The sequence below is a fragment of the Candidatus Photodesmus katoptron Akat1 genome (assembly GCF_000478685.1).
GTDB classification, from domain to species: domain Bacteria; phylum Pseudomonadota; class Gammaproteobacteria; order Enterobacterales; family Vibrionaceae; genus Vibrio; species Vibrio anomalopis.
Map to the genome: position 1 here is coordinate 439,413 of NZ_AMSD01000001.1, position 21,442 is coordinate 460,854.

Here is a 21,442-nt window from a genome sequence, read left to right on the forward strand (position 1 = left end):
TTAAAACTCTCGACGAGCACACTTCAATTCAGCAGAACAAACAACATCACCATCAACTTTTGCTACACAATTAAATGCAGCAATCCCACGACGTCCTTTTAAAAACCTAACCTTAATTATTAATTGATCACCTGGTATTACAGGTTTACGAAATTTAGCTTTATCAACGCTAGCAAAATAATATAACTCGTTATCTGCTGGTATACCAAACGACTTAAAACCTAATAACCCAGTTGCTTGAGCCATTGCTTCAAGAATTAATACACCAGGTAAAATAGGTAGCTTTGGGAAATGACCAACAAATTGAGATTCATTTACTGACACATTTTTGATAGCAGTCAAATATTTTTTTTCTTGAAAATCTATAACACGATCAATCAATAAAAACGGATAACGGTGGGGAAGAAGTTCCTTAATTTCCATAATATCCAGCGTCTTCTTTTCAGTAATCAAAGTAACATTCCTATAAAAATCTATTTAATATTATCCACTACAAGCGATAGGGCGTACATTATTTGATAAGCTTTTATATAAGAAAAGCAAGATAATTAAGATTCCGTTTTACTTTCTTTAAATAACCTTTCCAGCGCTTTTAAACGTTTATTCATCTCATCAATACGGTGAACTCGAGTTGCAGTTTTACGCCAGTCCTTATTAAGTTGCAATGGAATACCTGATGAGTAGACTCCTTTTTTAGAAATTCCTCGTACTACCATCGACATACCTGTAATTGTTACACCATTAGTAATTTCAATATGCCCATTAATTACACTCCCACCTCCAATAGTACAATACTTTCCTATCCTAGTACTACCAGCAATAATTGTACCACCAGCTATAGCTGTACCATATCCAATTTGCACATTATGAGCAATCTGTAACTGATTATCTAAAATAACATTATCTTCAATTATAGTATCTTCTAATGCACCACGGTCAATGGTCGTACATGCACCAATTTCAACTCGATTTCCAATGCGAACTGTACCTACCTGAGGGATCTTAATCCACTCACCTTTCTCATTAGCATAACCAAATCCATCGGAACCAATCACTGCTCCAGATTGAATTAAACACTGATTACCAATAATTACTTCATGATAAATAGTAACGTTAGCCCACACTGTAGTATTCTTACCGAGAATAACATTCCTACCAATAAAGCAACCTGGACCAATGATAGTGTTATCTCCTAATTTAACACCTGACTCAATTATTGAATGAGCTCCAATAGAGACACTCTTCCCAAAGAGTACATTTTCATGTACAACAGCAAAAGTAGAAATATTCTCTGATGGTTTTGGTGTAATATCAAAAACTTGAGCTACTTTTGCAAATGCTACATAAGAATCATCTACAAGCAATACACTTCCCTGGAACTGTTCATACCCAATCTTCTTGTCAAATATTATGGCTGTTGCATTACAATTTACTAAGTATTTCTTATATTTAAGATTTGATAAAAAAGTAATACATCCCTTTGTTGCCTTATCTATTGGAGCTACTGATGTAACAATTGCATTAGCATTTCCATATAACTTCCCACCAGTTATAGAAGCTAATTCAGCTAAAGTTAATTTTATCATAGGTATTTATTTTTTTAGTGCTTCTATTACTTCTTGAGAAATATTGAAATTAGGCTTAGCATAGATAAATGCTTTTATATCAAGAATCATGTCATAATTCCCTTTTTCTGCTACTTCTTTTACAGCATCTTGAATTACTTTAAAAAGCTTCTGTTTCTCTTCAGCTTCACGAAGGCTAGAAGCTTTTTCCAATGCTTGAAATTTAATCTTGTACGTACTTTCCAATTGACTAATCTCTATGCGAAGTTTTTCTATCTCATCTAAACTCATTAAATTAGAATCACGGTTTAATTTATCAATTTTAATCCGAGCATCAGATTGAATGATTTTTAACTCATCTGCCTTATCTTTAAACTCCTCCTTCATTTGCCTTAGAACAAGTTCAAGTTGTGGTAATGTTTGAAAAACCTGAGTAGTATCAACATAACCTATTTTTTGAATAACTTCATCTGCACTAGACAAAAACGAAGACTTTAAACAAATGAGACCAATAGAAAAAAAATTATTATTTTATTCAAGGTATATTCCTTTCAGTTATTAAAAAGTTCTAGCAATATCAAAAGTAAAAAATTTTCTATCATCACCCTGATAAATTTTAATTGGTTTAGCAAATGAAAATACTAAAGGTCCTAATGGAGAATGCCATTGAACTGTGAGACCATATGAAGCACGATAATTTAATGGATTTGAGTAATCGTAATAGTACTCTTTTCCAGCATGGATATTAGAAATGTAATTAAACTCAGTATCCCAAACACTTGCTATATCAATAAATAAACTAGTGCGTACCCGATCAGCCAATGTATTTGATGAAGATGGAGTTGGAACAATCAATTCCATTCCCCCTAATATGATAGCATTACCACCAACTGGACGACGAGTTGCAGTGTAAAATCCATTATTTGAATCTGAAAAATCATGATACACAGCTTTTGGACCCGCAGAGTTTTGAGCAAACCCACGTAAAGTGCTAAATCCTCCTATATGATAATTTTCGTAAAACGGTAAAAGATGATCCTTATTGTTCCTTTTACCATAACCATTACCATAACCAATTTGAGCACGCATTAACAATACAAATTTATGATTTTTAGTTAATGGAAAATACTGTCTTAAATCGTACTGCATTTTAAAAAAACGAACATTAGAATTAGGCAAAGTCATCTTATAAAATGCATGTTGATAATTACCCTCAGTTGGAAAATAAGTACGGTTTAAGTTATTTCGTGTCCATGCTATATTCATGGCAATATCATTGATTTTAAGCAAACCATTACTAGAAATATTATTAGATTGTGAAATTAAAAATTGTTCTACTTGGAGATAAGGAGATAAATTACCAATGTTACTACGAGTATAACCAATACTAACTTCGAAAAAATTAAGCTCGTCAAATGGGAAACCCCAGTTAAGTTCAGCACCATAACTTTGGCTAGTATAATCGACAATTCCTGCTGCTAAGGCTTCAAACTCATCGTAAAAAATTTTCCCCCCAAAACTAATACCATCTAAATTAAAGTATGGTTCTCTATAATCTAAAGCAATATTCTTCTGATAACGGTTTATCTTTACATTAATAGCTAAATGATTACCAGAACCGAAAAAATTCTCTTGTTTTAATCCAGAATGAAAATTTATACCAGACTCACTACCGTAACCAATCCCTAAATTTAGATTACCAGAACGGAGCTCTTTAACTTTATATATCACATTTACTTTATCTTCAGTTCCTAGAACAGGAACAATCTGAACATCTACTGTTTCAAAGAATCCAAGACGATAAAGACGCATTTTGCCCATATCAACTAATGCAAGATTTAGTAAACTTCCCTCCATTTGTCGCATTTCACGACGCAATACGCTATCTTTAGTTGCATAGTTACCAAAAAAATGAATATTATTCACATATACACGATTTCTATCTTGAATATTAACAATCAAAGAAACCTCTTGATTTTGATCATCAAACTTTATAGAGGTCTGAACTTTAGAATGGAGATAACCCCTTTCATCAAGAATAAGCTCAATTTTTTCTTCAAAATGTCTTAAAAGGGATGAATTATATATTTCACCATATTTGAATGGTATAGCATCTTTAAATTTATCATCTACCTCAATAAAATTATTTTGAAAACGAACTTCTTTGACTGTATATGGTAACCCTTCATCAATCCATAAAGTAATATAAACACCTTTTTTATCAGGAGAAAGACTTACTTGAGTTGAATTTATTTTAAACTTTATATAACCCTGATTAGAGTAAAAAGCTTTTAAAGCTTCAATATCACGTGCTAAAATTTGCTCTTGATATTTGTTATTTCCTAAAATATTCCACCAAAGTAAGTTAACATTTAATTTAAATTGACTAAGCAATTCTTGTTCAGTAAAAACTTCATTACCAATAAAATTAATTTGATAAATTTTAGCAGGAACACTTTCAGTAAATGAAAATGTTAAATCAACGCGATTATGAGGCAAAATATTTATAATAGCTTTAACTGTCGTATTATATCTCCCTACGCTAGAATAAAATTCTTCAAGCTTTCTCTCAATCTTAAAAAGGGCAGCCTTGTCTAAAGAATTACCAATAGTAATACCTAAAATATCTAAATTTTGTTGCAATTTATCCGTTTGAATCAGCTTATTACCAGAAAATGAAATACTGGCTATGATTGGTCGTTCTTTAAGCTGAATAATCAATATATTATCATCACGTAATACTTTTATATTTTCAAAGACACTTAATTCATAAAGAGATTTAATAATATTAGTTACATCTTTTTGATAAACAAGGTCACCAATTTTAATTGGTATCTTTAGCAAAGCCAAATCAAGTTCAATACGTTGTAATCCCTCTACTTTTATATCTTGAACGATGAAAGGAAAAGAATCACTCTCAGTACTATACGCTAATAGACTGATTATAAGCAAACTTGCAAACAGGATATTTTTCATTATATTATATCTAACGCAGTTATTCCTTTTATAAACGAGAAAAATCATTTAAAAGTGCTATACTCATTAGGAAGAAGATAATTACCCCCCCTATGATATATCCTATTTCTTGCACTTTTTTAGAGATTGGTCGACGAATAATTGCTTCTATAATAAGAAAAAATAAATGCCCACCATCTAGCATAGGAAGTGGAACTAAATTTATAACACCAAGATTAATACTGATTAAACCTAAAAAGCTGAGAAAATATACAAAACCATAGCTAGCTGTGGTCCCTGCACTTTTAGCAATTGTTATCGGACCACTAAGTTGATCTAAACCTAAATCTTGAACTAATAGTTTTATTAGGAGACTAACTGTCAACTTAATAAGGTTTTTTGTTTTTTCTATAGCTTTACCTATAGATTCAAATATACTGTATTGCAACTTAAATTGATAATTTTCAGGCCACTTATCAGTTTCAGGCACTAAGCCAGCAACACCTACTATCTCTCCAAATCGGTTTTTTTTACTGTCAGGTATTAAAGGCAACTCCAATTTTTCTCCATTTCTGTCAATAACAAACATTAAAAACCGATTTGGATTTGAGCGTATCAAATTAACCACTTGATCCCATTTTTTAATTAGTATTCCATTCACTGAAACTATTGAATCTCCCGATTGAAAACCAGCTCTATCTGCCGCGGTTCCTTCCAGTACATGAGATAAAGTTAATAAAATATCTGGAAAATAAGGTACTACTCCAAGAGATTCAAGAACGGTCTCTTCATTTGGTTTAAAATTCCATAAAGCTAAATCTAATACTTTCATTTCATCATGAAAAAAGTATTTATTGCTTTCAGATTTCACTGTCAAGGTAAGATGCTTATTACCAATATTAGACATAAGAGCTATATTCACTGCATTCCAATCAGGGGTCTGAATATTTGAAATAGAAGTTAATTCCATCCCAACTTTTAATCCACCATAATCAGCAATTGAATTAGGTTTAACATTACCAATAATAGGCTTAATAGCAGAAATTCCGATTAAAAATACAAAAAAATAAATAAATATTGCAAAAAGAAAATTTGATATTGGTCCTGCGATCACTATGGCAATACGTTTCCATATCTTCTGTTTATCAAAAGCAAAACACTGTTCCTCTTTTCCTAATTTATTAACTCTAGTATCGAGCATTTGGATATATCCCCCAATGGGGATCATTGAAAAACAATATTCAGTACCATGCTTATCTACTTTTTTCCAAATAGATTTACCCAAACCTATAGAAAATTTCTCAACTTTAACACCAAAAAAACGCGCAACTAAAAAATGACCCAATTCATGAACAAAGATCAAAATACCTAATGCAATGATAAAAGATATAAAATTCCATAATATAACTATCATAAAGAGTGCTCACGTACAATTTCATGTGCTATACAGGAAGACATTCTATCTAGCTCTAACAATGTTTCCAAGTTATAGCAGGATAATTGAGTATTGATGGAACACATTTTGGACATAACCAATTCATTAACTAATGCAATATCAGTAAATCGTAACTGATTATTTAAAAATGCATCTACAGCAATTTCATTTGCAGCATTTAGAATAGTAGTTAGATGCTGACCTTCAGAGCATGCATCAATAGCAAGCTGTAAGCATGGATAACGCCTATAATCTGGTTCAAGAAAAGTTAATTCTCCTATTTGAGTAAAATCAAGAGGTTTTACACCTGTATTAAATCGCTCTGGGTAAAACAGAGCAAATCCAATTGCAGTTGCCATATCAGGTCTACTCATTTGAGCTAATACAGAAGAATCTCGATACTGTACCATAGAGTGAATAACAGACTGCGGATGAATAAGAACTTTTAATTGAGATTCAGAAGCATTAAACAGCCATTTAGCTTCGATAAATTCTAAACCTTTATTCATCATAGTAGCAGAATCTACTGAAATTTTTTTACCCATAGACCAATTAGGATGTATGATTGCTTCCCTTGGCGTTACTTCTTTTAAAGTTGTTATATCATTGCAACGAAAAGGACCACCTGAACCAGTTAAAAAAATTTTTTGAATACCATAAGCATCTAAATCACAATGACCTAAATTATTTTGAATACCAGTTGGTAAGCATTGAAAAATGGCACTATGTTCGCTGTCAATAGGCAAAAGCTCACCACCATATTGCGCAACAGAATCCATAAATAATTGTCCTGACATTACCAAAGCTTCCTTATTTGCAAGCAATACTTTTTTCCCTGCTTTTAAAGCTGCCATAGTAGGAATTAAACCAGCAGAACCAGAAATAGCCGCCATTACAATATCTACTTCATCCTCTGATACAACACTGCACATTGCTTCCTGACCAGATAAAACTTTAGTATTAGGTGAAAGAGAAATTAACATCTCTTTAAGTGACCAAGCAGCAGCAGCAGTTCCCATAACAACATACTTAGGTTTCCATTTCATACAAAACGTTGACATTCTGCAAATGTTTTTATCTGCTATTAAAGCGAAAATAGAAAAATGATGTGAATATTGTTCAATTATTTTTAAAGTACTAAACCCTATTGAACCTGTTGCACCAAGAATTGTTACTTTATGCATAAAAAAAACCTTTGATTAGCATTAGATATAATAAGTTATATAATCCTTAAAATATAAGATAAAGAAAAGCAAACACTGGAAAAGCAGCAGCTAAACTATCAATACGATCTAAAATACCACCATGACCTGGGATAATACTGCCACTATCCTTGATACCTGATACCCGCTTAAACATGCTTTCTACAAGATCTCCCATAACTGAAACTACTATAGTAAAAAATATAATTACCGCCATAGAAATAGAACTTGAAAATTTAATACAAAAAAATTGAGAAAAAAAGTAAGATACCATCAGTGAAGTGACAACACCACCAATTAACCCTTCAATTGTTTTGTTAGGACTAACTAATGGAGCCATCTTGCTTTTCCCTATGATTTTCCCAAAAAAATAAGCTCCTATATCAACTGACCAAACAATTAGAAAAACAAATAACACTAACCTAGCCCCATAGCTAGAGTATGTATTAGATTCTACTGCTCTTAATAATAAAACACTCCAAAAAAAAGGGAGCAAAGTACATATTCCAAATACATGATGCAATGCACTTGAAAAGCACAAAAATTTACTTGAATTAGGATAAGTAATAACTAAAGCGCTAGCAATTAGCCACCAAATTACTCCAATAGCTAAGATCACATAGTGAATACTAATCTGCTTATTTAAAAAGATATTATTTAAAAAAATACCAGTTATATTGCAACCACTAAATATTAATGCTAGTATGATCAACTGAAGAGGATTAAATTTCCTTCTAAGAAACCGATGCCATTCAAAAAAAGCAAACATTATAATAGCAGATAAGAACATCACAAACATAAACCAAGGAAGTTTAAAGATTGCTATTACAACTAAAGGAAGCAAACACAATGCAGTAAAAATCCTTTGTTTCATTAAGTAAGTACCCTTTATTCACTTTCTATAAACGCTTGAACTTGCTTACTAGTGCAACCAAACCTTCTTTCACGTCCAATAAACCAAGTTACTGCATCAATTAAATTTTTTTCTTCAAACTCTGGCCAATAAACTGGTGTGAAATACATTTCTGCATATGCTAACTGCCAAAGCATAAAATTGCTAACCCTACATTCTCCGCTAGTTCTAATTAATAAGTCAATTTCAGGTATGCGTGATGTTATCAGATAATTAGAAATCATATTTTCACTGATATCCGAAGGGTGTATTTCTCCGGAATTTACCTTGATGGCAATCCTTTTCATCGTTTCAACAAGGTCCCATTTACCACCATAGTTTACTGCAATATTTATAATCATTCCTGTATTCATAGCTGTCATTCGTTCAGCTTGAATAATTTTCTTCTGCATTTTTTTATTAAACCGACTTTTATCACCAACAATTCTTAGACAAAGATTATGCTTATGCATATCATTAACTTCTGCAGACAATAATGTAATTAACAGTTCCATCAATACTTCTACCTCTTCCTTAGGTCTATGCCAATTTTCGCGGCTGAAAGCAAATAATGTAACCACCCCTATATCTAACTTAGCTGCAGCAGAAATAGTTTTTCTAATTGCGATTAAACCATTTTTATGACCGAATACCCGAGGTTTCCCCTGTGACTCAGCCCAACGACCATTACCATCCATAATAATTGCAACATGTTTAGGAAGGTTATCTTTAGAAAATTGAAACTGTTTCATAAAGGAATCTATAAAATAGTCTAAAGTAAAAATTAAAAAACAGTATAAAACACTATATCCTCACAATTACTTTCAAATATAACACTTAAAATTCTGTTAGCTCTGTTTCTTTTTTAACTAAAATAAGTTCAATTTCCTTTATTGATTTATTTGTTATGTTTTGGATTTCATCTTGCCCTCTTCTTTCTTCATCTTTTGAAATTTTTTTATCTTGCAGTAATATCTTCAGTTCACTATTCGCATCACGACGAATATTACGAATAGCAACACGTCCGCTTTCGATTTCAACGCGAACAATTTTTACTAAATTTTTTCGCCGCTCCTTTGTTAATGTAGGAATTGGAACACGAATAACTGTACCAGAAGACATTGGATTTAAACCTAAATCAGACTGAAGAATTGCCTTTTCTACTTTGGATACTAGTCCCTTATTAAAAACTGTAATTGCAAGAGTACAAGCATCTTCAGCAATAATATTAGCAATTTGATTTAAAGGAGTAACACTACCATAATATTCGACAGAAATACCAAATAAAATGCTAGGCTGTACACGTCCAGTACGGATCTTAGTAAGGTTATTTTTCAGTACTTCAATACTTTTATTCATACGCTCTTTTGCATTATTTTTAATATTAAAAATCATAGTATTACCTTAATATTATAGGAAATGTGTAACAAATATAAAAATGGTATAAACATATGCATTCTTCAATTTTATTCATTACAAATTAAAGTCCCTTTTGCTTTACCCATAACAACTTTGTATAACATTCCTGGCTTGTTCATGTTAAAAACATAAATTGGCATTTTATGATCCCGAGCTAATATAAAAGCTGATAGATCCATTATTTGTAATTCTTTTTTTATCACATCATTATAAGATAATTGTTTATATAACTTTGCTCCTGGATTACTTATAGGATCTTCAGAAAATATACCATCAACCTTCGTTGCTTTTAGAACTATATCAGCTTCAATTTCAATTCCTCGAAGACAGGCTGCAGAATCAGTAGTAAAAAATGGATTACCAGTACCAGCAGTAAAAATCAATACATATCCTTGATCTAACTGGTTAATAACATCAATAAAATTATAATTATCACATATACTATTTAAAGATATAGCAGATACTAATCGAGTTTTTATAGAAAGACGTTGAAAAGTATCATATAGCGCTAAACCATTCATGACGGTAGCTACCATACCCATATGATCAGCCATAATTCGGTTCATACCTGCTTTTTCAAGAGCTGCACCACGAAATAAATTACCACCACCTACAACAATACCAATTTGAACTCCAAGTTTAACTATCTCTTTTAATTCTTTAGCTATACGATGAAGAATAACAGGATCAATACCATATTTCTCTTTTCCCTGTAAGGCCTCTCCACTCAATTTTAATAAGATACGATGGTAAATTGGTTTTAGGTTCATTATCATGGAAATCACCCAGATTAATTAAAATCAGAATAAATTGTACTAACTCTAAATCAAACTAGGAAAAAAAAGACCGTGGCCTTAGCTACGGTCTAAAATAAGCTAGTCACAAAAATAAAAATTAATACTAATTTCTCTGAACTTGTGCTACTTCCTCAGCAAAGCTTATCTTTTGAGTTTTTTCTATACCTTCAGCTAGTTCCAAACGTATGAATTTAGAAACTGAAGTAAGATTTTCTTTAAGAATTTCACCTACTGTTTTTTTCGGTTCCATAACAAAATTTTGCGAAGTTAGAGAGATTTCATTCACAAACTTTTTCATACGACCTAATACAATCCTTTCTACAATTTCAGATGATTTATTTTCATTCATTGCAATTTCAAATTGAATGGCTTTTTCCTTCTCAAATAAGCTAACAGGTACATCTGTTGGATATAAAAATTCAGGTCGAGATGCAGCTATATGCATCGCTATATTCCTAAGTATCTCAGAATTTCCTTCCCCAGAAATTACAACACCAATCCTATTAGTGTGGCAATAAGATGCCAATACCTTACCCTTAACATATTTTACACGGCGAATATTAATATTTTCACCAAACTGAGCAACTAAACTAATACGCTCTCCTTCAAACTGAGTTTTTAGCTTTTCGATAGAAGGTTGAGAAATTAATGCTGCTTCAAGCACCTTATTTGAAAAAGCTATAAACTTTTTATCCTTAGCCACAAAGTCAGTTTGACAATTTACTTCAAGAATCACTGAAAGAGAATCACTTTTCTTAACTAATACAAGTCCCTCTACTGCAATGCTAGCACTTTTTTTCTCTGCGGTTAATACACCAGACTTACGCATATTTTCAATTGCTACTTCTATATTAGCATTCGCTTTAATAAGAGCTTGCTTGCATTCCATCATACCAGAACCGGTACGCTTACGTAATTCCATCACTAAATTAGCATTTACATGGACCATTCCATCATTTCCTTAATTTTATTTAAATCAGAAGGCTAAATTGGTAGAACTACAAAACAAATAACTTCTGATTTTTTTAAAAAATACTATTTAAGCCTCTATAAAACTATCTTCATCTTCAGAAGTAAGAATTGGAAATACATCTTTATTATGTCGACTATCAATAATAGTTTTAGTCACAGCATTTAAGTAAAGCCGTATTGACCGAATTGCATCATCGTTTCCTGGAATAATAAAATCAACACCATCTGGATCAGAATTAGTATCAACAATGGCATATACTGGGATGCCTAGTTTATTTGCCTCTGAAATAGCAATACGTTCATGAGTAGCATCAATGATAAATAAAGCATCTGGTAAACCACCCATATCCTTAATACCACCAAGAGATTTTTCTAATTTTTGCATTTCACGAGTTCGTATTAATGCTTCTTTCTTAGTTAATTTACTAAAAGTACCGTCCTGTGCTTGCGATTCTAAGTCTTTTAAACGCTTAATAGATTGACGAACAGTTTTATAATTAGTTAACATACCACCTAACCAACGATTATTAACATAAAATTGTTCACTTAAAGAAGCAGTCTCCCTTACTATTTCAGAAGCGGCACGTTTAGTACCAACAAAAAGAATTTTGCCTTTCTTATCACTAATTCTAGATAATGAAGCTAAAGCTGTTTTAAACATTGGAAGTGTTTTTTCTAAATTGATAATATGAACTTTATTACGTGAACCAAAAATAAATGGATCCATTTTTGGGTTCCAATAACGAGTTTGATGACCAAAGTGAACACCGGCTTTAAGCATGTCACGCATTGATATATGTACCATTATAAAAATCCTCAATGGGGTTAAAACCTCCATATTTCCATGCACCTGACCTTTTTTACTTTCTAATATTAAGCTTAAAGGCACCCCGAAGCATGTGTCGAAATATGTGTGAATTTAGAAAACAATTCCCATATTATATCAAATATAAGGAAAATCAACAAAATAACCTAATTTTATCATTCTCTAATAATATAACTATTTATAATATATTTCTATAAAATTTTAATAGCAATGAAGAGTTTTTAACTTTAGAAGTTGATTTTTTATATTTTAAATATGCATAGCTAATCTACACATTCTTACTTTTTCCTGTTATCATTTTAGAAATTACTACCCTTAGAAGAAAAGATAAGTTTATGTCTATAAAGATAAAAACAGCTGAAGAAATAGAAAAAATACGAAAAGCAAGTAAAGTTGCTGTTGAAATACTTGAAATGATAGAACCTCATATTCAGGAAGGTGTTACAACTAATACTCTTAATCAGATTTGCCATGATTATGCTTTAAAAAATCGAACTTACCCTGCTACACTCGATTACTATGGTTTTCCTAAATCAATCTGTACATCGATTAATCACATTGTTTGTCATGGTATTCCAGCAAATAAAGATAAATTTAACAGCAAAGGGATAATGAAACCAGCAGTTTTAAAAAATGGAGATATAATTAATATTGATGTAACTGTGATTGCTCCAGATGATAAAAATGCAGATCTCTTAACACGTCCTATAGGTTACTATGGTGATACATCAAAAATGTTTTTAGTAGGTCAAGAAGAAGTATCCCAAGCTAATAAACGATTGTGTATGGTTGCCCAAAAAGCCTTATATATCGGAATTAAAAAGGTTAAACCAGGAGTTAAAATTGGTGAAATTGGTAGTGCTATTGAAAAGTATATTAAAGAAAATAATAAACTAAATCCACGATCTAAATATTCTATTGTAAAGGATTTTTGTGGCCATGGTATTGGTAATGAATTCCATGAGGAACCACAAATAATGCACTATAAAAATGATAATTCATATCTCCTAAAAAAAGGAATGTGCTTTACTATTGAACCAATGATAAATGCTGGCAAGTCTAATTGCATTATTGATTCCGATGATAATTGGACTGTTTATACAGAAGATGGAAAAAATTCTGCACAATGGGAACATACTATATTAGTGACATCTAGTGGTTATGATATTTTGACTCTGCGAACTGAAGAAACTATTTCTTAGTTAAGATAACTTACCAAGATAAGTACTTGCTTAAACAAAAACATAAAAAAATCGCTATCATTGCTCAATAAAGAAATAATTTAAAATTTATATTATTTCTAATTTAAAAATAAAGTGCTATGAATTCATATGTGCACAAGAATCCAACCTGAATGTTTTCCAACAAAATATAAAATCACACTAGCTATCATACCAGCAACAATATCATCAATCATAATACCTAGGCCTCCATTTATATTTTTATCTAACCAACTAATTGGCCATGGTTTTAGAATATCTAAAACACGAAAAACAATGAAACCAGCTAGTAACCACTTCCAATCGATTATCGAAATATTTAAGAAAGGTAAAACCGACATAGTAACCCAGAAACCAATAAACTCATCCCATACAATTGAAGCATGATCTTGACCACCTATATCGTCAGAAACAACTTGACACGCCTTAATTCCTAATATAAATAAAATTATTATAATAAAAATATAAATAAATAGAGATAACTGAACTAAAATAAAGAGAAAAGGTATTGAAACCAAAGTACCTATAGTTCCAGGACTTATAGGAGATAAGCCACTATAAAATCCTGTTGCAATAAAATGCCAAAAACATTTAGAAGAAATAGGGGAGAAAAAACTACTCATGCTTTACCTTAAAATGGTCGTAACCATCTAACGTCCAGTTAAGAAGTTTTCCTTGGTTATGCAACTGAAATATCCCTGATTGTTTGATTTTACCAATACAAGATACCTTTACACCTAGATGTACTAAGCGCTGTTCGAGCATTTTTTTTTTCTGATCTGGAACAGTAAAACATAATTCATATTCTTCTCCACTACTTAATGCATACTTCCAAGCTCGAGATATACAGCCAACAAATTTAATAAGTTCAGGTGATACTGGTAATAATGATACATCAATTGAGGCACCAACTTGAGAACGTTCAAGAATATGATTTATATCAAGAATAAGACCATCTGAAATATCAATAGCTGCACTTGCGATATCCAATAACATTTTTCCAACTAGCACTCGAGGAGTTGAAAGATAATGTCTTCTTTCTAATTCTTTAGCAAATGGATGCTTTCTTAATGCAGTATCTAAAATTACACTTAGGCCAGCTTTACTATCACCTAAATTACCAGTTACATAGATCCAATCACCAATAGCAGCACCACTCCGCTTTAAGGCTTTATTTTTTGGTAAAAAACCTTGTACAGTTAAAGTTAAACTTAATGAACCTTTTGTAGTATCACCACCAATCAGCTGAATACCAAAATGATTCGCTATTTTAAAAAATGAATCACAAAATGGTGTTAGCCAAGCTTCATAGAAATCTGGAATAGTTAAAGCAAATGAGCACCAACTAGGTGTAGCTCCCATTGCAGCTAAATCACTAATAGAAGATGATAATGCTTTATGTGCAACTAAAGCAGGATCAGCAGTTGATAAAAAGTGAGTCCCAGCAACAAGCGTATCCGTACTAATCGCAATTAAAAAGTTCTCGGGAGCCTGTACTAATGCACAATCATCTCCTAAAGAAAGGATAACATCACTACGATTAGATTGACGGCTAGAAAAAAAATCATTAATTAAATTAAATTCACTGGACATATACTTTAGGGGAATACATATTAATTAATAAATGTAAGAAATATCACTGAACATGACTAACTTTATCAAGTATCCCATTCACAAATTTATAGCTATCCTCTGCAGCAAATAATTTGGCTAGTTCGATTGCTTCATTTATCACTACTTTGTAGGGAATACTACAATACTTCATTTCATATATAGCAATTCTAAGTAATGCTAATTCCATCATGCCTAAGTCTTTGATTGAACGAGATAAATATGGGTAAATCCAGCGATCCAATTCTAGATGGCTTAATATAACACCTGATAATATACGGCGAAAATAAGTGACATCTGTCTCCGGCATAGAGAGAGAAGGTTCTAACGCGTGATATTTTTCCTCTTCATATTTATCAGCAGATAAAAAGTGCTTTTCAATTATAGCAAGATCAAACCTAGTGATCTGCCAGGAATAAATAGCTTGCAAAGCAAATTGACGTGCATTTCGACGAGAAACAGCTTTCACAGGTCCCTCACAAAGAATTAATTTTTGATAAAACATCAATCATCTCAAGAAGACTTAATGCAGCTTCTGCACCTTTGTTTCCAGCTTTAGTCCCTGCTCGTTCAATTGCCTGATCAATTGTATCAACAGTTAAAACACCAAATGCTATTGGAATACCGTATTGCAAAGATATTTTTGCTAAGCCTGAATTACATTCTGAACATACATATTCAAAATGTGGAGTTCCACCTCTTATTACTGTACCAAGCGATACAATTCCATCATATTGATCTACTTGAGCTATCTTTTGGGCAACAAGAGGGAGTTCTATCGCACCAGGACAATACACTGCAGTAATTTTCTCTTCACTGATTTGCCCATAACGCTTTAAAACGTCAACTGCACCAGAAAGAAGACTTTCATTAACAAAACTATTGAAACGAGAAATAATAACAGCAATCTGTGCATTTGATGAGGAAAAAACGCCTTCAATAATTTTCATAAATTAAATTTCTCTACTTTAATTCTTGGTGTTATAAATTAACAACTCTCAAAAATAAAAAATAATCATTCGTAAATATACTCAACAACACTTAAACCAAAAGCTGAAAGTGCACGGTATTTTTGAGGAGTCGAAGCAAGTAAACGCATATTGCTGACCCCTAAATCTGATAAAATTTGTGATCCTATACCAACTCTTCGTGAATTATCTTGCTTTTTAACTTGTACAAGATTTAAGTTGCCTTCATCTTGTTTTGAAAACAATTTTGTACGATGAATTAAAAAATCACTAGTTCCTCCACTGCCAAGAATAACCAAGATACCACCATCCTCAGCTATTCTCATCATCGCTTGATCGATATTCCAAGCAGATTCTGTCTTATTACGAGTACTGTGCAAAATATCACTGAAAAAATCTTGAATATGAACACGAACAAGAGGAATATTTTTCTTTAAAGATCCTTTTTTTAGCGCATAGTGTAACTCGCTGTTTATTGTATCACGAAAAACAAACAATTCAAATTGTCCAAATTTTGTTGGTAATTTACATTTAGCTACACGCTCAATAGTAGTTTCTGTATTATTCCGGTATTCAATTAGATCTGTTATTGTCCCTAGTTTAATATCATGCTTCTGAGAAAATTTCTCTAAATCTGGGCGACGAGCCATAGTACCATCTTCATTGAGAATTTCTACAATTACGGAAGCAGCTTCAAAACCTGCTAAACGAGCTAAATCACAACCAGCTTCAGTATGCCCAGCTCGAGTTAATACACCACCATTTTGAGAAATTAATGGAAAAATATGACCAGGTTGAACAAGATCAGTAGGTCTTGCATTTTTAGCAACAGCAGCTTTCACAGTCATAGCACGATCAGCTGCAGAAATACCAGTTGTTACACCCTTTGCAGCTTCAATTGAAATAGTAAAATTAGTAGTATATGGAGCATTATTATTTTGCACCATAGGGGGCAAACCTAAATATTCACAACGCTCTTTTTCTAAAGTTAAGCAAATCAATCCACGACCATGCATTGCCATAAAATTAATTGCTTCTGGAGTAATTAGCTCTGCTGCTATAATTAGATCACCTTCATTTTCACGGGATTCATCGTCCATTAAAATAACCATTTTCCCCAGACGAATATCTTCAATAATTTCTTGTGTTTTACTTATTGACATAGTCTGCTCCTATGAGTACCCTTATCCGCTATACATCCCTAACGAATAAAATTCTATACCTAAATTGGTAGACAGATTTTTATTACTCATCTCAGTTCTTATAAAAGCTATAGCAGGGAATAGCTAAGTAGTTGATTCCTAAGTTAGAGTTAAAGCTAGCTCTAGCTTTAACTTAGAAAGACTAAAAACTAGGTTAGTTTTGCTGCTAGCCCTAAATAATAATAGTGAAAAAAACATTTGCGCGCAAAGTAACCAAGTATAAGTATAAGTATAGTTTGACCCTAATATTGTAAATTCATTTGTATTTATGATAGACTAAAAATCAACTGAATTAGAGTTTTTTTTTGACTTAATCGTTGCAATAATGCGAATATCCTCACCTATCTGTCGAATATCTGAAAAACGTAGCTCTAGAATATCAGAAATTTTTTTTATACTTAATTCTCCAAATAAACCAAGACTATCATTACCCATTATTTTAGGTGCTAAATATAATACTAGCTCATCAATCAAATCCAATTTTATTAATGAATTTGCTAATGTTTGACCAGCTTCTACCCAGAGTTCATTGATGCTATGTTCTTTAGCTAGAAACATAAGCATTCTTACTAGATCAAATTGTTTATTTATATTAATAGGAATGTTAATATTCCCTGGCAATGAATTTACAATAAATAAAGGACCACCAAATGTTTTGAACAAATTTAAATTATCATGTAATTTTTCTGAATAATCCAAAATAACACGAAGAGGCTGACGAACTTTTGATTGAGGTAAGTGAGCCCTAATAGATTCTGGAAGCTCACTCCATCGAACATTAAGTGATGCATTATCATTAATTACAGTTTTACTAGTTGATAAAATTGCACTAGATCTAGCACGAAAACCTTGAACATCTCTTCTAGCGTGTACAGAAGTAATCCATTGACTTCTTCCATTAAATAATGCAGTCTTCCCATCAATACTAGCTGCCATTTTTAACCTTATAAATGGCATTCCAGTCTTCATCCGTTTTATAAAACCAACATTTAAAGCTTCAGCATCAGATTGAAGTAATCCAACTTCTACTTCTATACCTGATTTTTTTAATATTAATATGCCTCGTCCAGATACTTTAGGATTTGGATCTTGCATTGCACACACAACTTTTATTACTTTAGCTTTAATAAGAGCTTTAACGCATGCGGGAGTCTTACCATAATATGAACATGGTTCTAAAGTAACATAAACTGTTGCACCAATAGCTTGATGACCAGCAACATTTAAGGCATGAATTTCAGCATGGTAACTTCCGGCTTGATAATGAAACCCTTCTCCTACTATTTTTCTATCTTTCATAATGACGCAACCAACATTAGGATTAGGATCCGTTGTATAAAATCCGCGTTTTGCTAATTCAATTGCTCTTAACATCATTTGATGATCTACATATGAAAACTGTTTCATATTAATTAAAGTATATCTAAATTGATTCAACATGTTAGCATTTTATAGTAACTTAAATGCTTTACTGATTAAATAAATAAAAACTTGTACGTTTAATAAATTAATGCTAGTAAATATATTTAATTTTCTCAACTCAACTAGTTTGGTCTTAATTAAAAAACCTTGCTTCCTGGGTCTATCAAGATAAAAATGACTATAATGAGATAAGCTTATAAAATTTAATAAATAACTCTAAGTTTGTAGAAAAGTATTAGTGATGATATTATTAGAATATAGCTTAGTTATATTAATTCACATTATTGAGCGATTGACTTGATTCTTGAAGTTATTTTTATCTGAGATAAGACGTTAATTTTAGATTTCATCATAGTAATATGGAAATTGTGAATAGACAGATATAAAAAAAGTAGCAGTTGGAACCATTGAACAGCAAATATTATTCGTTATGAATAATATTTAAGATTTTTAAAACTAAACCGTTATCTTAACTACTACGAAGAAGGTTACTTTATTATTTTTTAAAACAATTGGAGAGATACTATGGCAGTAAGTGTAAATACAAACGTATCAGCAATGACAGCACAGCGTTATCTAAATAATGCAGACAATGCTCAAAAGATATCAATGGAACGTTTATCTTCTGGCTTTAAGATTAATAGTGCTAAAGATGATGCAGCAGGCCTTCAAATTTCAAATCGTTTAAATGTACAAAGTCGTGGTCTGGATGTTGCTATACGTAATGCAAACAATGGTATTTCTATTGCACAAATTGCTGAAGGAGCGATGAAAGAAACAACTAATATTTTGCAACGCATGCGTGATCTATCTCTACAATCAGCTAATGGTTCTAACTCTAAATCAGAGCGTATCGCTATACAAGATGAAGTGAGATCTCTTAATGATGAGTTAAATCGTATTGCTGAAACAACATCTTTTGGTGGTAATAAGCTACTTAATGGAAATTTTTCTACTAAATCTTTTCAAATTGGAGCAAACAATGGTGAAGCAGTAATGCTTAGTCTTAATAACATGCGTAGTGATAACTCTGAAATGGGTGGCACTAGCTATAAAGCAAATAATGGGAAAAGTAAAGATTGGTCTATACAGGCTGAGAGGAATGATTTGGCAATTACTTTAACAGACAAAGAAGGTCAGGAGCAAATCATTAATATAGAAGCTAAAATTGGAGATGATATTGAAGAGTTAGCAACCTATATAAACGGGCAAACAAATATGGTGAAAGTTTCTGTGAATGAGAATGGAGAATTACAAATATTTGCTGGTAGTGATAAAGTAGTAGGAGAAGTTTCTTTTAGTGGAACCCTTGCTGATGAATTCGATATGCAAATAGGCAAAAAGGTAGTAGTTAATGCTATTGATGTAACATCTGTAGGTGGTGCACAAGAGTCTGTTGGAATTATTGATTCTGCACTACAATATGTAGATAGCCATCGAGCAGAGCTAGGTGCTTTCCAAAACCGTTTAGAACATGCTATAACTAACTTGGAAAACATTAATGAAAATGTAAATACTTCTAAAAGTCGATTAAAAGATACTGATTTTGCAAAAGAAACTACTGCACTGACTAAATCCCAAATTTTATCTCAAGCTTCAAGTTCTATTCTTGCACAAGCTAAGCAGGCACCGAATGCAGCGTTAAGTTTACTTGGATAAATTTATATTTCATTTCTTAGTTATCAGTTGCATGAATGAATAAGCACCACTAAAAAACCTAGCCATCATTACATTATTTTGGCTAGGTTTTTTAAAAGGTTTCATAAGATAAACATATTTAAACGGGAAAAGCTTCGAAATTAATTATTATTATGTAAGTCACTATTTAATTGTACTACAAGATTATTTTTTAGACATTCAATTTGACCAGTAATAGAATTACGACGAAATAACAAATCAGGAACATTCGAAAGAGTATATGCTTTCACAACTTTTACTCTTTTATGTAAGGTATTTAGAATTAATACTTTTGAACCTGCAGTCAAATATAAACCAGCTTCAATAATACAACGATCACCTAGTGGAAAACCAATACCTGAATTAGCACCTAACAATGCATTCTTACCAATAGAAATAACTGAACAACCTCCTCCAGATAGTGTACCCATTATGGAAGCACCACCACCTATATCAGTTCCAACACCTATTATTACACCTGAAGAAATACGACCTTCCACCATATTCATACCAAGAGTACCCGCATTAAAATTAATAAAACCTTCATGCATAACAGTTGTCCCTTTACCTAAATAGGCTCCAAGTCGAACACGAGATGCATCTGCAATGCGAACTCCAGAAGGAACAATATAATCTACCATTTTTGGGAATTTATCTATGCAATTTACAGTTAAAGAATTTCCTTGCCCCCGTGCTTTAATTTGATATTCAACCAACTCTGGAAGATCAATAGGTCCCTTATTTGTCCAAGCTATATTATGCAATAATGCAAAGATACCATCTAATATAACATTATTAGGTTTAACTAAACGGTGTGAAATTAGTTGCAATTTTAAAAAAACTTCAGCTATAGACTCAGGTTTTTTATCTACTTCAAGAGCAACTAAAATAAAAGATTGATTAGGTAGTAGAGATTTCTCTGAAAAACCTATACTTCTATTATTACTATATGTTTTGAATGTATTTGCTAATTTATCAGCTTGAAGATTAGAAAGCTCAATAACAGTATTACCTTTCCAAAAATAAGTGACTTCTTTTGCTGAATTAACTAAACAATCACTTGGTTTAAGAATAGGCTGAGGGAAAAATGCTTCAATTATCTTTCCATCACGATTTTTGGTAGCAATACCGAAAGCTAATGAAAAGTAAGACATGTCTAATTCTCCATATAAACTAACTATCAAAAAAAACTACCTAAAAATAACATTTATGCAAGTAAAAAGCCCGAATAAAAATCCGGACCTTAAATCTTTTTATTAATAAAGGATATCACTTAGAA

The 21,442-nt window shown here is 31.9% G+C and carries 21 protein-coding genes; 2 read left to right on the top strand and 19 right to left on the bottom strand.

Annotated elements, in window-relative coordinates; all coding sequences use genetic code 11:
• The 12 genes from fabZ to rpsB all read right to left on the bottom strand — a co-directional run bounded on the left by fabZ (nt 1) and on the right by rpsB (nt 12,042).
• Nucleotides 1-453, bottom strand: a complete 453-nt coding sequence (fabZ, locus tag O1U_RS01845) for a 3-hydroxyacyl-ACP dehydratase FabZ (protein WP_034411223.1) — start codon at nt 451-453, stop codon at nt 1-3.
• Between the two features lie 95 nt (nt 454-548).
• Nucleotides 549-1,586, bottom strand: a complete 1,038-nt coding sequence (lpxD, locus tag O1U_RS01850; RefSeq protein ID WP_016503718.1) for a UDP-3-O-(3-hydroxymyristoyl)glucosamine N-acyltransferase — start codon at nt 1,584-1,586, stop codon at nt 549-551.
• 6 nt (nt 1,587-1,592) lie between these two features.
• Nucleotides 1,593-2,078: an OmpH/Skp family outer membrane protein gene (locus O1U_RS01855; protein WP_040356500.1), complete on the bottom strand. Its 486-nt coding sequence runs from the start codon at nt 2,076-2,078 to the stop codon at nt 1,593-1,595.
• 45 nt (nt 2,079-2,123) lie between these two features.
• Nucleotides 2,124-4,541, bottom strand: a complete 2,418-nt coding sequence (bamA, locus tag O1U_RS01860) for an outer membrane protein assembly factor BamA (RefSeq protein WP_016503720.1) — start codon at nt 4,539-4,541, stop codon at nt 2,124-2,126.
• Between the two features lie 28 nt (nt 4,542-4,569).
• Nucleotides 4,570-5,934, bottom strand: a complete 1,365-nt coding sequence (gene rseP / locus O1U_RS01865) for a sigma E protease regulator RseP (protein ID WP_016503721.1) — start codon at nt 5,932-5,934, stop codon at nt 4,570-4,572.
• Complete coding sequence (ispC, locus tag O1U_RS01870; protein ID WP_016503722.1) at nt 5,931-7,139, bottom strand: 1-deoxy-D-xylulose-5-phosphate reductoisomerase; 1,209 nt, start codon at nt 7,137-7,139, stop codon at nt 5,931-5,933. Before ispC ends, rseP begins: the two co-directional genes overlap by 4 nt.
• Before the next feature lie 46 nt (nt 7,140-7,185).
• Entirely contained in the window at nt 7,186-8,031 is an 846-nt protein-coding gene (locus O1U_RS01875; protein ID WP_016503723.1) for a phosphatidate cytidylyltransferase, read from the bottom strand.
• A 14-nt stretch (nt 8,032-8,045) separates the two neighbouring features.
• On the bottom strand, nt 8,046-8,801 hold the full coding sequence (gene uppS, locus O1U_RS01880) for an undecaprenyl pyrophosphate synthase (protein WP_016503724.1): 756 nt from the start codon (nt 8,799-8,801) through the stop codon (nt 8,046-8,048).
• Nucleotides 8,802-8,886: 85 nt separating this feature from the next.
• Nucleotides 8,887-9,444: a ribosome recycling factor gene (gene frr / locus O1U_RS01885; protein WP_016503725.1), complete on the bottom strand. Its 558-nt coding sequence runs from the start codon at nt 9,442-9,444 to the stop codon at nt 8,887-8,889.
• A gap of 71 nt (nt 9,445-9,515) precedes the next feature.
• Entirely contained in the window at nt 9,516-10,244 is a 729-nt protein-coding gene (pyrH, locus tag O1U_RS01890) for a UMP kinase (protein WP_016503726.1), read from the bottom strand.
• A 124-nt stretch (nt 10,245-10,368) separates the two neighbouring features.
• The gene (gene tsf, locus O1U_RS01895; protein ID WP_016503727.1) at nt 10,369-11,214 is read right to left on the bottom strand and encodes a translation elongation factor Ts; all 846 of its coding nucleotides are present in this window, start codon (nt 11,212-11,214) and stop codon (nt 10,369-10,371) included.
• Between the two features lie 90 nt (nt 11,215-11,304).
• Nucleotides 11,305-12,042, bottom strand: coding sequence for a 30S ribosomal protein S2 (rpsB, locus tag O1U_RS01900; RefSeq protein WP_016503728.1), 738 nt, complete (start codon nt 12,040-12,042; stop codon nt 11,305-11,307).
• A gap of 356 nt (nt 12,043-12,398) precedes the next feature.
• On the opposite strand from rpsB, the gene map reads away from it, so the two are divergent.
• Nucleotides 12,399-13,265, top strand: coding sequence for a type I methionyl aminopeptidase (gene map / locus O1U_RS01905; protein WP_016503729.1), 867 nt, complete (start codon nt 12,399-12,401; stop codon nt 13,263-13,265).
• Nucleotides 13,266-13,390: 125 nt separating this feature from the next.
• Here the strand turns inward: map and O1U_RS01910 are convergent, their stop codons facing one another.
• From O1U_RS01910 to ribD, 6 genes are all read right to left on the bottom strand, one after another.
• Nucleotides 13,391-13,906 carry a phosphatidylglycerophosphatase A gene (locus O1U_RS01910; RefSeq protein WP_016503730.1) on the bottom strand — a complete coding sequence of 172 codons (516 nt, stop codon included), beginning with the start codon at nt 13,904-13,906 and terminating at the stop codon, nt 13,391-13,393.
• Entirely contained in the window at nt 13,899-14,876 is a 978-nt protein-coding gene (gene thiL, locus O1U_RS01915; RefSeq protein WP_016503731.1) for a thiamine-phosphate kinase, read from the bottom strand. The genes O1U_RS01910 and thiL overlap by 8 nt, the downstream gene beginning before the upstream one ends.
• A gap of 43 nt (nt 14,877-14,919) precedes the next feature.
• Complete coding sequence (nusB, locus tag O1U_RS01920) at nt 14,920-15,399, bottom strand: transcription antitermination factor NusB (RefSeq protein ID WP_051348141.1); 480 nt, start codon at nt 15,397-15,399, stop codon at nt 14,920-14,922.
• Nucleotides 15,371-15,844 (bottom strand): 6,7-dimethyl-8-ribityllumazine synthase, encoded by a 474-nt coding sequence (ribH, locus tag O1U_RS01925; RefSeq protein WP_016503733.1) that lies wholly within the window; start codon nt 15,842-15,844, stop codon nt 15,371-15,373. Before ribH ends, nusB begins: the two co-directional genes overlap by 29 nt.
• Before the next feature lie 65 nt (nt 15,845-15,909).
• On the bottom strand, nt 15,910-17,025 hold the full coding sequence (ribB, locus tag O1U_RS01930) for a 3,4-dihydroxy-2-butanone-4-phosphate synthase (protein ID WP_016503734.1): 1,116 nt from the start codon (nt 17,023-17,025) through the stop codon (nt 15,910-15,912).
• A 315-nt stretch (nt 17,026-17,340) separates the two neighbouring features.
• Complete coding sequence (gene ribD, locus O1U_RS01935; protein ID WP_016503735.1) at nt 17,341-18,471, bottom strand: bifunctional diaminohydroxyphosphoribosylaminopyrimidine deaminase/5-amino-6-(5-phosphoribosylamino)uracil reductase RibD; 1,131 nt, start codon at nt 18,469-18,471, stop codon at nt 17,341-17,343.
• A gap of 540 nt (nt 18,472-19,011) precedes the next feature.
• Between ribD and O1U_RS01940 the strand changes: the two genes are divergently transcribed.
• On the top strand, nt 19,012-20,145 hold the full coding sequence (locus tag O1U_RS01940; RefSeq protein ID WP_016503736.1) for a flagellin: 1,134 nt from the start codon (nt 19,012-19,014) through the stop codon (nt 20,143-20,145).
• Between the two features lie 140 nt (nt 20,146-20,285).
• Here O1U_RS01940 and O1U_RS01945 read toward each other — a convergent pair whose 3' ends face one another.
• A complete protein-coding gene (locus tag O1U_RS01945) occupies nt 20,286-21,317 on the bottom strand; it encodes a DapH/DapD/GlmU-related protein (RefSeq protein ID WP_016503737.1) in 1,032 nt (343 codons plus the stop codon).
• Nucleotides 21,318-21,442 lie beyond the last annotated feature (125 nt).